The following is a 13,855-nucleotide window of genomic DNA, read 5'->3' on the forward strand; positions in this document are numbered from 1 at the left end:
GACGGTGGAAGCCAAGGTCGAGGAGATCGTCGAGGCGCTGCGCGGCTCGCTCGTGGAGAACGAGCGGCTGCGGCAGGACAACGAGAGCCTGCGCGCCGCCGCGCACACCGCCGCCGAACCCGTCGCGATCATCGGCATGGCCTGCCGTTTCCCCGGCGGTGTCACCTCCCCGGAGGGCCTGTGGGAGCTGGTCGCCGACGGCCGCGACGCCATCGGCCCGTTCCCCGCCGACCGTGGCTGGGACGTGAGCGCCCTGTACGACCCGGAGCCCGGAAAGCCCGGCAAGAGCTACGTCCGCCACGGCGGTTTCCTGTACGACGCCGCCGACTTCGATCCCGAGTTCTTCGGCATCAGCCCGCGCGAGGCCCTCACCATGGACCCGCAGCAACGGCTGCTGCTGGAGATCACCTGGGAGGCGGTGGAACGGGCGGGCCTCGACCCGGCGGCGCTGCGCGGCAGCCGTACCGGTGTCTTCGCCGGCGCGATGTACCACGACTACGGCATCACCAGCAGCGACGGCAGCCTGGTGTCCGGACGTGTCGCCTACAGCCTCGGCTTCGAGGGCCCGGCGGTCACCGTCGACACCGCCTGCTCCTCCTCGCTGGTGGCGATGCAGTGGGCGGCGCAGGCGCTGCGGACGGGGGAGTGCACGCTGGCGCTGGCGGGGGGCGTCAGCGTCATGGCCACGCCCGAGACGTTCGTCGAGTTCAGCGAGCAGCGCGGGCTCTCGCCCGACGGCCGCTGCCGCTCGTTCGCCGCCTCCGCCGACGGCACCGGCTGGGGCGAGGGCGCGGGCGTCCTGCTGCTGGAGAAGCTGTCCGACGCCCGCCGCAACGGCCACCCCGTGCTGGCCGTGGTGCGCGGCTCGGCGGTCAACCAGGACGGCGCGTCCAACGGCTTCAGCGCCCCCAACGGCCCCTCCCAGCGCCGCGTCATCAAGCAGGCGCTCACCGCGGCCGGGCTGACGACCGCCGACGTCGACGCCATGGAGGGACACGGCACCGGAACCTCGCTCGGCGACCCGATCGAGGCGCAGGCGCTGCTCGCCACCTACGGGCAGGAGCGTGCGGAGCCGCTGTGGCTGGGGTCCATCAAGTCCAACATCGGCCACTCCCAGGCCGCCGCCGGGGTCGCGGGCGTCATCAAGATGGTCGAGGCCATCCGGCACGGCACCCTGCCGAAGACCCTGCACATCGACGCGGCGACACCGCAGGTGGACTGGGACGCCGGAAACGTACGCCTCCTCACCGAGGCCCGCGCCTGGCCCGACACCGGCCGTCCGCGCCGCGCCGCGGTCTCCTCGTTCGGCGTCAGCGGGACCAACGCCCACGTCATCATCGAGCAGGCGGACCCCGACGCCGACCCCGAGCCCCGGTCCGCCGGGCGGCCGTCGGCCGTCCCCGTGCCGCTGCCCCTGTCCGCCCGCAGCACGGCCGCCCTGCGCGCCCAGGCCCGGCAACTTGCCGACCTCCTGCGGAACACGCTCGGCCTGGACCCCGTGGACGTGGGATTCTCCCTCGCCACCGGCCGTGCCGCCCTGACCCGCCGCGCCGTCGTCATCGGCAGCGACCGCGAAGAACTCCTGACCGCGCTGACCGCGCTGGCGGACGACACGGACGACGCGGCCCTCGGCGCCGCCGCCCGGCCGACCGGGCTGACCGCCTTCCTGTTCACCGGCCAGGGCAGCCAGCGCCTCGGCATGGGCCGGGAGCTGCACGCGGCGTTCCCCGTCTTCGCGCGCGCCTTCGACGAGGTGTGCGCCGCGCTCGACCCCGCCGTACGCGAGGCGGTGTGGAACGACGAAGTCGCCCTGCACCGCACCGAGTTCACCCAGCCCGCCGTCTTCGCACTCGAAGTGGCGCTGTTCCGGCTGCTGGAATCCTGGGGCGTACGGCCCGACTTCGTCGCCGGACACTCGATCGGCGAACTGGCCGCCGCCCATGTGGCCGGGGTGTTCACCCTCGCCGACGCGGCCCGGCTCATCACCGCCCGGGCCCGGCTGATGGGCGCGCTGCCGCCCGGCGGCGCCATGGTGGCCGTCGAAGCCACGCCGGACGAAGTGGCCCCGCTGCTCGGCGAGGGCGTCGGCATCGCCGCCGTCAACAGCCCCGCCTCGGTGGTGCTCTCCGGCACCGAGGACGCCGTGACGGCAGCCGTCGCGGCGGCCCTCGAACGGCTCGGCGCCCGCAGGACCAACCGCCTCACCGTCTCGCACGCCTTCCACTCGCCGCTGATGGACCCGATGCTCGACGAGTTCCGCCACGTCGCCGAGACCGTCACCTACGCCGAGCCGCGCATCCCGGTCATGGCGGACGGCGAGGTCACCACCGCCGGCCACTGGGTGCGCCACGTCCGTGAGACGGTCCGGTTCGCCGACGCGGTCGCCCGACTGGAGGCCGAAGGCGTCACCCGGTACGTGGAGCTGGGGCCCGACGGTGTGCTGACCGCCATGGCCCGGCAGTGCCTCACCACCACCGCCGATACCGCCGTACTCGTCCCGGCGCTGCGCCGCCGCGACCCCGAACCCGTCGCCGTCCTCACCGCCCTCGGCCAACTGCACGCCGCGGGCCTGCGCGTCGACTGGGCGGGCGTGTTCGACGGACGTGGCGCCCGGCGGGTCGACCTGCCCACCTACCCCTTCCAGCGCGCCCGCTACTGGCTCGACAAGAGCGGCCACGGCGGTGACCTCACCTCCGCCGGACTCGACCGGCCCGACCACCCGCTGCTCGGCGCGATGGTGCGGCTGCCCGGCTCCGACGGTGTGGTGTTCACCGGACGGCTGGCCACCGGAGCCCACCCCTGGCTGTCCGACCACACCGTGCTCGGCTCCGTACTCCTGCCCGGCACCGCGTACGTGGAACTGGCCATACGAGCCGGAGACCAGGTGGGATGCCACCGCGTCGAGGAACTCACCCTGGGCGCGCCCCTGATCCTGCCCGAACACGGCGGCGTCCACCTCCAGGTCGCCGTCGACGCGCCCGACGCGTCCGGCCGCCGCCCGGTGGCCGTGTACTCCCGCGCCGACGACGCCCCCCTCGACCGCGAATGGGTTCAGCACGCCGAAGGGGTCCTGGCACCCGACGCCGGTGAACCGTCCACCGACCTCGCCGCGTGGCCACCGCGCGACGCCGAACCCCTGGCCGCCGAAGGGCTCTATGAGCGGCTCGCCTACGGGCCCGCGTTCCACGGACTGCGCACCGCGTGGCGGCGCGGCGACGAGATGTTCGCCGAGGTCGCCCTCCCGGCAGGTATCGACGCCGGACGCTTCGGCCTCCACCCCGCCCTGCTCGACTCGGCGTTGCACGCGCTCGACCTGGCGGACGGCGCCGCGACCGTCCTTCCGTTCTCCTGGTCGGACGTCACACTGCACACCGAAGGCGCCACGGCCGCCCGCGTCCGCCTGCGCCTCCGGAGCGACGACACGGTGTCGCTGGAGCTGGCCGACGCCATGGGACGGCCCGTCGCCTCGGTCGGCGCGCTGACGCTGCGCCCCGTCACCGCGGACGGTCTCGCCCTGGCCTCGGCCCAGGTCACGGACGCCCTCTTCCGCGTCGAGTGGGTCCCCGCCACCGGCGGTGCGTCGCCGGACGACGACGCCGAAGTGGCCGTCCACCACTGCCCGCCGACCACCGGCGACACGCCGACCGCGGTGCGCGCGGCGGTGGGCGGCGCGCTGGCAGCCGTACAGGCGGCGGCCGATCGAGACGCCACCCTCGTCGTCGTCACCCACGGCGCGATCGACGGCTCCGACCTCGGCCACGCCGCCGTCCGGGGACTGGTACGCGCCGCCGCGAGCGAGAACCCCGGCCGCGTCGTCCTCGTCGACACGGACTCCCCTGCAGATCCGCGCGCCGCCCTGAAGACCGGTGAACCCGAACTGTGCATCCGTGGCGGCGAGGTGCGCGTACCGCGGCTGACCAGGGTGCCACTCAGCCCGGACACCCTCGTCTGGGACACGGAACGCCCCGTCCTGATCACCGGCGGAACGGGCGCCCTCGGCGCCGCCGTCGCTCGCCACCTCGTCACCCGGCACGGGGTGCGGCGGCTGCTGCTGACCAGCCGCCGCGGACCGGAGGCGCCGGGCGCCGCCGAGCTGGCCGAGGAGCTGACGGCGCTGGGCGCCGAGGCCGAAGTGGCGGGGTGCGACGTGTCCGACCGCGACGCCCTGGCCACGCTGCTCGACGGCCGGGCCATCGGCGGGGTCGTGCACACGGCGGGCGTACTGGACGACGGCGTGATCGCCTCGCTGACACCCGACCGCGTCGACCACGTGCTGCGCCCGAAGGCGGACGCGGCATGGCATCTCCACGAACTCACCCGCGACATGGGGCTCACCGCGTTCGTCCTCTTCTCGTCCGTCGCGGGCGTCCTCGGCGCTCCCGGACAGGGCAACTACGCGGCCGCCAACACGTTCCTCGACGCCCTCGCGTACCACCGCCACGCGCACGGTCTCCCCGCGTTGTCGCTGGCCTGGGGCCCGTGGGCCGGGGACGGCATGGCGGACGGCCTGGACCAGGCGGGCCTGCGCACCCTGGCACCGGAAGAGGGCCTCGCGCTGCTCGACGCCGCCGCCGGTGGCGTGGACCCCGCGCTGGTGCCCGCCCGGTTCGACCCGGCGGCCTTCGACACGCCCCCGCCGCTCCTGCGCGGCCTCGTTCGCGGCCGGTCGCGCCGCGTCGCCGACGCCACCGCCTCCGCGACCGGAGCGCTGCGGCAGCGCCTGGCCGCACTCACCGACGACGAACGCGCCGCCGAACTCCTCGGCCTCGTCCGCGCCCGGGCCGCCACCGTCCTCCGCAGCGCCGGCGCCGAGGCCATCGACCCCGAACGGGCCTTCCGCGACCTTGGTTTCGACTCCCTCACCGCGGTCGAACTGCGCAACCTCCTGGGCGCCGCCACCGGTCTCCGGCTGCCCGCCACCCTCGTCTTCGACTACCCGACCCCCGGCGAGCTGGCCCGCCACCTCCTCGGCGAGCTGTCCGGCGCCGTCGAGAACACCCCGGTCGCGACCGCCACCGCCCGGGCGGACGACGAGCCGATCGCCATCGTCGCGATGGCGTGCCGCTATCCGGGTGGGGTGGACTCGCCGGAGGGGTTGTGGCGGCTGGTCGACGAGGGTGTGGACGCGGTCTCGGAGTTTCCGGCCGACCGTGGCTGGGGCGTCGAGGACATCTACGACCCCGAGCCCGGCAAACCCGGCAAGACCTATGTGCGCGACGGCGGTTTCCTGCACGACGCGGCGGAGTTCGACGCGGACTTCTTCGGCATCAGCCCCCGCGAGGCCCGCGAGATGGACCCGCAGCAGCGGCTGCTGCTGGAGGTGTCGTGGGAGGCGCTGGAGCGCGCCGGGATCGACCCGGGCACCTTGAAGGGCACCCCGACAGGTGTGTTCGCCGGGGTCATGTACCACGACTACTCCGGCGGCACCGGCGGCGGCAGCCTCGTCTCCGGCCGGGTCGCCTACACCCTCGGCCTCGAAGGCCCTGCGGTGACCGTGGACACGGCGTGCTCGTCGTCGCTGGTCGCCCTGCACTGGGCGGCCCAGGCGCTGCGTTCCGGCGAATGCTCACTCGGCCTCGTCGGCGGCGTGACCGTCATGGGAACGCCGCAGTCGTTCATCGACTTCAGCGAACAGCGCGGCCTGGCGGCAGACGGCCGCTGTAAGTCCTTCTCCTCTTCCACGGACGGCACCGGGTGGGGCGAGGGCGTGGGCATGCTGCTGGTCGAGCGGCTGTCGGAGGCTCGCCGCCAGGGCCATCCGGTGCTGGCGGTGGTGCGGGGGAGCGCCCTGAACCAGGACGGCGCCAGCAACGGCATCTCGGCCCCGAACGGTCCGTCGCAGCGGCGTGTCATTCGTCAGGCGTTGGCGAACGCGGGCCTGTCGGCGGGCGAGGTGGACGCGGTCGAGGCGCATGGCACGGGGACCACGCTGGGCGATCCGATCGAGGCGCAGGCGCTGCTGTCCACGTATGGGCAGGGGCGGGAAGAGCCGCTGTGGCTGGGGTCGGTCAAGTCCAACATGGGCCACACCCAGGCCGCCGCCGGGGTGGCGGGCATCATCAAGATGGTGCAGGCGATGCGCCATGGCGTGTTGCCGAGGACGCTGCATGTCCAGGAGCCGACGCCGCAGGTGGACTGGTCGGCGGGCAATGTCCGGCTGCTGACCGAGCCGAGGGAGTGGCGGCGTGGCGAGCGCCCGCGCCGTGCGGGCGTCTCGTCCTTCGGCATCAGTGGGACGAACGCCCATGTGATCGTCGAAGAAGCCCCGCCGGTCGAGGACGAGCGCCAGGAGCGCCGTGAACTCCCGGTGGCGCCCATCGTCGTGTCGGCGAAGACGCATGACGCACTCCAAGCCCAGATTCAGCGGATCGGCGCCTTCGCCGCCGATCACGATGAGCTTGATGTGGGGTTCTCGGCGGCGATGGGGCGGGCTGCGCTGGAGCATCGTGCGGTGCTGGTCGGTTCGGAGACGGTCAGTGGTGTGGCGGCGTCGGGTGGGGGCGGCAAGGTGGCGTTCCTGTTCACGGGGCAGGGGAGTCAACGCCTGGGGATGGGGCGGGAGTTGTATGGCAGCTTTCCGGTGTTCGCGGTGGCGTTCGATGCGGTGTGTGAGGCGTCGGGGCTTCCGTTGAAGGATGTGGTGTGGGGTGATGATGCGGCGGTGTTGCATCGTACGGAGTTCACTCAGCCCGCGATCTTCGCTCTGGAAGTGGCGCTGTATCGGCTGGTGGAGTCCTGGGGGCTTCGTCCAGACTTCTTCGTCGGCCATTCGATCGGAGAGCTGGCGGCGGCCCATGTCGCGGGCGTGTTCAGCCTGGAGGATGCGACGCGGTTGGTGGTGGCGCGGGGGCGGTTGATGGGGGCGTTGCCGTCGGGTGGGGCGATGGTGGCGATTCAGGCCACGGAGGAGGAGGTGGCGCCGCTGCTGGATGGTGAGGTGGGGATCGCTGCGGTCAATGGGCCGTCGTCGGTGGTGGTCTCCGGTGCGGAGGATGCCGTAGCGGCGGTTGCTGCCCGGTTCGGTGACCGTAAGACGAGCCGCCTGTCCGTCTCGCACGCATTCCATTCCCCCTTGATGGACCCGATGCTGGAGGAGTTCCGCAAGGTCGCGGAGAGTGTGGAGTACCGCGAGCCGATGGTCCGTTTCGTCAAGGATGTGGCGTCGGCGGAGTACTGGGTGCGGCATGTACGGGAGGCGGTCCGGTTCGCCGACGACGTACGGCAGTTGGACGCGGAGGGTGTGACCCGGTTCCTGGAGATCGGGCCGGATGGTGTGCTGACGGCGATGGCGCAGCAGTCCGTCGAGGGCACGATGGCGGCCACATTGCGCCGCGATCGGTCCGAGGTGGAGGGGGTGTTCGCCGGGGTTGGGCGGTTGTACACCGCTGGGGTGGCGGTGGATTGGGGTGCGGTGTTCGCGGGGCGTGGTGCCCGGCGGGTCGAGTTGCCCACGTATCCGTTCCAGCGCAAGCGGTACTGGCTGGTCGAGCAGTCCAAGGCCCTCGCCGGGGCCGACGCGGTCGACCATCCGCTGCTGGGCGCGAGGATCGTGCTGCCGGACACCGGCGGGGCCGTGTTCACCGGGCGGCTCTCCCTCGACTCCCACCCCTGGCTCGCCGACCACGATGTGCTGGGCACTCTGCTGCTGCCCGGCACCGGGCTGGTCGAGCTGGCGTTGCACGCCGCCCAGCAGGTGGGATGCGAGGCCATCGACGAGCTGACCCTCGAAGCGCCACTCATCGTTCCCGAGAAGGGCGGGGTCGCGGTGCGGGTCGTGGTCGGCGGCCCGGACGCCTCCGACGCCGCGCGCACCATCGAGATCTACTCGTCCCTCGACGACGAGACCTGGACCCGCAACGCGGCCGGTGGCATCGTCCCGTCCGCCACCACGTCACCGTCGTCCGATCTGAGCGTCTGGCCGCCGGTCGACGCGACGCCGCTTCCGGTGGACGGCGCCTATGAGCGGCTGCTCGCCCGGGGGTATGACTACGGCCCGGCCTTCCAGGGGCTCAGGGCGGCCTGGCGGCGCGGCGACGACGAGGTGTTCGCCGAGGTCGCGCTGGAGGACGGGGCGGAGGCGGCCCGGTTCGGTGTGCATCCGGCGCTGCTGGACGCGGCGATGCACGGCGGCCTGATCGAGGGTGACGACGACGGTGCGCCGGAGTTGCCGTTCTCCTGGGGCGGCGTCGTACTCCACCGGGCCGGTGCCTCGGCGCTGCGCGTCCGGCTGTCGCACCGGGACGGGGGCGACGGCACGGAGGTGCTGGTCGCCGACGAGACCGGCGCGCCCGTCCTTTCCGTTGCCGCCCTGGCATCGCGGCCCGTTTCGGTCGGGCAGTTGCGGAGGGGCGGTGACCACCGCGAGTCGCTGTTCGCCCTCACCTGGACCAAGGCCGCCGCTCGCCCCGCGCCGGAGACACCTGTCGAGGCGCCCGTCGAGGTGTACGAGGTCCCGCAGGCTGCGGAGGACACGCCCGAGGCCGTACGCCGCGTCCTGGCCGAGGTGCTGACGCGGCTCCAGGAGTGGCTGGCCGATCACGGCAGGGACGAGGAGAAGCTCGCGGTCGTCACCCGTCGTGCGGTGTCGGTCGAGGGCGAGGACGTCGACTTGAGCCAGGCGCCCGTGTGGGGTCTGGTCCGGGCGGCCGCGGCGGAGAATCCCGGCCGGTTCCTGCTGCTCGACCTCGACGACCTCGATCACCTCGACGACGAGGCCACCGTGTCACCCCTGATCGCCGCGGCCGACGCGCCCGAGATGGCGATCCGGGGCGGTGAGTTGCTGGTCCCCGAGTTCGCCCGGGTTCCCGCTGCCGCCGTGGACGAGGCGCACGGTCCGTGGGACCGGGCGTCCACGGTGCTGATCACGGGCGGGACCAGTGGCCTCGGTGCCCTGGTCGCCCGCCACCTGGTGACGGCACACGGCGTCCGGCGGCTCGTCCTGACCAGCCGCCGGGGCGAGAGCGCGCCGGGCGCGGCGGAACTGCGCACCGAACTGGCGGCCCACGGCGCGCACGTGGCCATCGAGGCGTGCGATGTGGCCGATCGCGCCGCGCTCGCCGGAGTACTGGACCGCCATCCGGTCGACGCGGTCGTCCACGCGGCCGGTGTCGTGGACAACGGGCTGGTCCGGGGGCTCACGCCGGAGGCCATGGACGCGGTCCTGCGGCCCAAGGTGGACGGGGCCTGGAACCTGCACGAGCTGACGGCCGACCGCGACCTGTCGGCGTTCGTCCTGTTCTCCTCGCTCGCAGGGCTCCTGCTGGCCGCGGGGCAGGGCAACTACGCGGCGGCGAACGTGTTCCTGGACGCGCTCGCCCACCACCGCCACCGCGCCGGTCTGCCCGTGACATCGCTGGCGTTCGGGCTGTGGGAGGCCGACACCGGTCTCGGCGAGCTGGCCGAGGCCGACCGGAAACGCATGCTGCGCATGGGCCTGCCCGCACTGTCGCAGGAGGAGGGCTTGGCGCTGCTGGACGACGCGTTGCGTACGCGGGAGCCCGCGCTGGCGCCGTTCCGCCTGGACGCGGGCGCCCTGCGCGCACGCCCCGCCGACCGGCTCCCGGGGTTGCTGCGCGGACTGGTGCCCACTTCGCGCCGCCGTGCCGGGGGCCCGGGTGTGGCGGGCGGCGGGGACGGCGGCGCGGGGCTGCGGCGGAGGCTGGCGGCCCTGGCCGACGACGCCGAACGCGACGGCCTGCTGCTGGACCTGGTGCGGACGCAGGTCGCGGCGGTGCTCGGCCACGACGGGTCCGACGCCGTCCGGGCCGACCGGGCGTTCAAGGACCTGGGCTTCGACTCGCTCACCGCCGTGGAGTTGCGCAACGGCCTGCGCGCGGCGACCGGGCTGAAGCTGCCCGCCACGCTGGTGTTCGACCATCCGACGCCCGCCGCGGTCGCCGACGAGTTGCGCGAGCAGCTCAGCGGCGGCGAGGAGCGCCAGGAGCCAGCCGGGTCGCCACTCGATGCCGAACTGGCCCGGCTGGAGGCGGCGTTGGCGTCGGCGACACCGGACGAGGAGGCCTACGGCCGAGTCGCCGACCGGCTGCGTGCGCTGACGGCCGGTTGGCTGGAGACCCACCGGCCGGACGGGGGCGAGGAGGCCGACCTCGCATCGCTCTCGGCCGACGAGCTGTTCGACGTCCTCGACGACGAACTGGACACCCGGTCCGCACCGTAGCCGCGCACCGGACCACACCCAACCGCCACACCCAACCAAGGCACCACACACAGGCACCACACCGAGGAGAACGCCCCAGATGACCACCGAAACGACCCCGACGGCCCAGCAGGCCGACGAAGCGCTGATCGCGCTCATCTCGCCGCCCTTCCCCGCCGACCCCTTTCCCCTCTACGAGACGCTGCAGTCGGTGAATCGGGTCCACAACGCCGCCGCGCTCGGCGTGTGGGTGATGTCCGGGTATGAGGAGGTCACCGAGTTCCTGCGGCTGCCCGACGTCCAGAGCGGCGCCCGTGCCGCCACCCAGATGCGCGAGGACTGGGCCGACCATCTCTCCCTGCGCATGTACCTGAACTCGATGGTCACCCTCAACCAGCCCGACCACGGCCGCATCCGCGGTCTGGCTGCCCGCGTCTTCACCCCCAACAAGATCAAGACGATGCAGCCCGCGGTGGAGCGGCTGACCACCGGACTCATCGACGGCCTCGTCGAGCGGGCCGACGGCGGCGAGCCGGTCGACCTCGTCGACCTGCTGGCCGTGCCGTTCCCGGTCGCCGTCATCAGCGACATGCTCGGCCTTCCGTTCGAGGACGGCAATCACCTCTGGAAGCTGGCCGACGACTGGTCACACGTCTTCTCCGGCCTCTACACCGACGAAGACCTGGTGCGCGCCGACGCCGCGGCCGAGGAGCTGGCCGAGTACTTCCGTGAGGTGATCAAGAGTCGCCGCGCCAGTCCGCGCGACGACCTGATGTCCTCCCTCGTCCAGGAGGCCACCAACGGCCGTCTCGACGAGGACGAGCTGATGGCGCTCATCCTGTTCCTGTTCACCGCGGGCTTCGCGGCCACCACCAACCTCGTCGCGAGCGGGGTGCTCGCGCTCCTCGACCACCCCGACGAGCTGAACCGCTGGCGCGCGGACAAGAGCATCACACCGTCGGCCGTGGAGGAACTGCTGCGCCACACCACCCACACCACCGCGGCGAGCAGGGTCACCACACGGCCGGTCACCATCGCCGGTGCCGAGATACCCGAGGGGGTGCTCGTCCTGACCCTGCTCGCCGCCGCCAACCGCGACCCGCGCCGGTTCCCCGACCCGCACCGCCTGAACCTGACCCGCGACAACGGCCCCCACCTGAGCTTCAGCGCCGGAGCCCACTACTGCTTCGGCGGCAGCCTCGCGCGCATCGAGGGCGCCGAACTCTTCCCGAAGCTCATCGACACGTTCCCGAAGATCGAGCAGGCCGGTACGCCCGAGCGCCGCGCCGTCATGGGGCTGACCGGCTACACCACGCTCCCCGTGATCCTCGGCCGCTGACGGCCCGTAAGGCCCGTAAGGCCCGTACGGACGGAGTCCCTGCGCGACCATCGCGCAGGGACTCCGTCGTCACTTCCTCGTACGGCAGGGGCAGCGCTCACTCCGTGCTGGGCGCGGGAGCGGGCTCGGCCTTGGCCGGGGCGGCCGTGGCCGGTGCGGCGGCGGGAGTCGTGACGTGGCGCATGAGCAGCGCGGTGGCCACGGCGCCCACCAGCATGACGGCCCCGGCGACCATGGCGCTGATGTTCATACCTCGGGTGAACGCCTCCCCGGCGACCTGGAGGAGCGGCTCGCTCGCACGGTCGGGCAGGTGCTTGGCCACCTCCGCGGCGCCACCGAGCGAGCCCTGCGCGGCGTCGGCGGCCTCGTGCGGAAGTCGGGACGTCGCGTCGGACACATCGCGGGTGTAGATGGCGGAACCGATGCTGCCCAGGATGGCCACCCCGAGCGCCCCGCCGAGCTGGTTGCTGGTCTCCGGCAGCGCCGAGGCCGCGCCCACACGCTCCGGTGGCGCCGCGGAGACGATCAGGTCGGCGGTGAGGGGGATCGCCATGCCCACCCCGCCCGAGATCACCGTCGCACCGATCACCGCGACGGCCAGGCTCGAATCGGCGCGCAGCTGCGTCATGACGACGAATCCGGCGGTGGCGATGACCATGCCGGCGCTGATGATGTAGCCGGGGCGGATGGACTTGGCGAGCACGGCGGCCACCGTTGTCGTCACCGCCACCGCCAGTGGCGCGGGCAGTGTCCACAATCCGGCCTTCAACGGGCTGAGCCCGTAGACCAGTTGAATCCACTGGGTGGCGAACAGCAGGAAGCCGACCATCGCGAACAGGGACACCAGGTTGACGCCGATGGACGCGCTGAACCCCCGGTCGCGGAAGAGGCTGAGGTCGATCAGCGGGTTGGCAGCCGAGCGCTGACGGAGGAAGAACAGCACACCGATGACGACCCCGGCGGCCGTGCTGGCCGCGTACTTCCACGCGAAGCCGTCGTTGGCCAGTTCCTTGATGCCGTAGATGACCGGGAGCACGGTGCCCAGCGACAGGGCGGCGCCGAGGAGGTCGAACCGGCCGGGCCGCGGGGCGCGGTACTCCGGCAGCAGCAGCGGGCCCAGCAGCAGGATCACGGCCATGACGGGGATGTTGATCAGGAAGACCGAGCCCCACCAGAACTTCTCCAGCAGCAGCCCCGACACGATCGGCCCCAGCGCGGCGCCACCGGAGAGGCCCGCCGTCCAGATCGCGATGGCGGTGCGGCGCTCGGTGGGATCGTGGAACATGTTGCGGATCAGCGCGAGGGTCGACGGCGCGAGCACGGCCCCGGCGATGCCCAGGACGGCACGCGCGGCGATCAGCAGCTCGGCGCTGCCCGCGTAGGCGGCGCCCAGGGACGCGGCGCCGAACACCACGGCCCCCAGCATCAGCAGCAGTCTGCGGCCGATGTGGTCGCCGAGGGTGCCCATGGTGATGAGCAGCCCGGCGAGCATGAACGCGTAGATGTCCACGATCCATAACTGCTGCGTGGCACTCGGTTCCAGGGACGCACTGAGGAACGGCAGCGCGAAGTACAGGACGGTCATGTCCATCGACATCAGAAGGACCGGGATGACGAGGACGGCAAGGCCGATCCACTCTTTCCGGCTTGCTCGTTCGTGAGTCATGGCCTGAGTCATGGCGTTGACTCTAGATTTGTATAAGTAATCTGTCTAGGACGCTTGTCTAAGACAGATCTCTGGTCGTGCGACTAGACTCCCCGGCATGGGACACCGAGAGGACCTGCTGGCCGGGGCGAAGCGCTGCCTGTACGCGAAGGGGTACGCCCGCACCACCGCGCGGGACATCGTCGAGGCGTCCGGCGCCAACCTGGCCTCGATCGGCTACCACTACGGCACCAAGGAGGCCCTGCTCAATGCCGCCATCATGGAGGCGCTGGAGGAGTGGGCCCAGGAGCTGAAGCGGGCCGTGGCCGATGTGGGAGACCTGCCCGACGACCCGATCGGACGGTTCGAGCGGGCCTGGACACGGGTGATCGAGCTCTTCGAGCGGCACCGCCCGGTATGGGCCGCCCAGTTCGAGGCGATCTCCCAGATCGAGCACGTACCCGAGGTCCGCAGCTTCATCGCCGAGGCACAGCAGCAGGCCCAGAAGGGCCTGGTGGAACTCCTCCTCGGCGGCGAGGAGTTGCCCCCGCACACCGAGACCGCGGTCGGGCAGTTCTACCACGCGCTGCTCAGCGGCGTGATGATGCAGTGGGTCATCGACCCCGAGCACGCCTCGACGGGCGCGTCGCTCGCCGAGGCGCTGCGGACGGTCGTCGAGGACGCCCGCCGCTTCGGGTCGGGAATGGCCGTCTGA

At 72.6% G+C, this 13,855-nt stretch carries 4 protein-coding genes; 3 read left to right on the forward strand and 1 reads right to left on the reverse strand.

What is annotated here, in order from left to right; translation table 11 throughout:
* Window positions 1-4: 4 nt before the first annotated feature.
* Together ABZ370_RS04845 and ABZ370_RS04850 are read left to right on the forward strand one after the other, a co-directional pair.
* Window positions 5-10,177, forward strand: a complete 10,173-nt coding sequence (locus ABZ370_RS04845; RefSeq protein ID WP_358616485.1) for a type I polyketide synthase — start codon at window positions 5-7, stop codon at window positions 10,175-10,177.
* A gap of 79 nt (window positions 10,178-10,256) precedes the next feature.
* Entirely contained in the window at window positions 10,257-11,495 is a 1,239-nt protein-coding gene (locus tag ABZ370_RS04850) for a cytochrome P450 (protein ID WP_358616488.1), read from the forward strand.
* 97 nt (window positions 11,496-11,592) lie between these two features.
* On the opposite strand, the gene ABZ370_RS04855 is transcribed toward ABZ370_RS04850, so the two are convergent.
* The gene (locus ABZ370_RS04855) at window positions 11,593-13,161 is read right to left on the reverse strand and encodes an MFS transporter (protein WP_358616490.1); all 1,569 of its coding nucleotides are present in this window, start codon (window positions 13,159-13,161) and stop codon (window positions 11,593-11,595) included.
* 97 nt (window positions 13,162-13,258) lie between these two features.
* On the opposite strand from ABZ370_RS04855, the gene ABZ370_RS04860 reads away from it, so the two are divergent.
* Window positions 13,259-13,855 carry a TetR/AcrR family transcriptional regulator gene (locus ABZ370_RS04860; RefSeq protein WP_358616493.1) on the forward strand — a complete coding sequence of 199 codons (597 nt, stop codon included), beginning with the start codon at window positions 13,259-13,261 and terminating at the stop codon, window positions 13,853-13,855.

This window comes from Streptomyces sp. NPDC005962 (genome assembly GCF_040629205.1).
In the GTDB taxonomy this organism is placed as follows: domain Bacteria; phylum Actinomycetota; class Actinomycetes; order Streptomycetales; family Streptomycetaceae; genus Streptomyces.

Coding starts and splice junctions, on each gene's coding strand:
- ABZ370_RS04850 (WP_358616488.1), top strand. CDS start 10,257: ATGACCACCGAAACGACCCCGACGGCCCAGCAGGCCGACGAAGCGCTG.
- ABZ370_RS04855 (WP_358616490.1), bottom strand. CDS start 13,161: ATGACTCACGAACGAGCAAGCCGGAAAGAGTGGATCGGCCTTGCCGTC.
- ABZ370_RS04860 (WP_358616493.1), top strand. CDS start 13,259: ATGGGACACCGAGAGGACCTGCTGGCCGGGGCGAAGCGCTGCCTGTAC.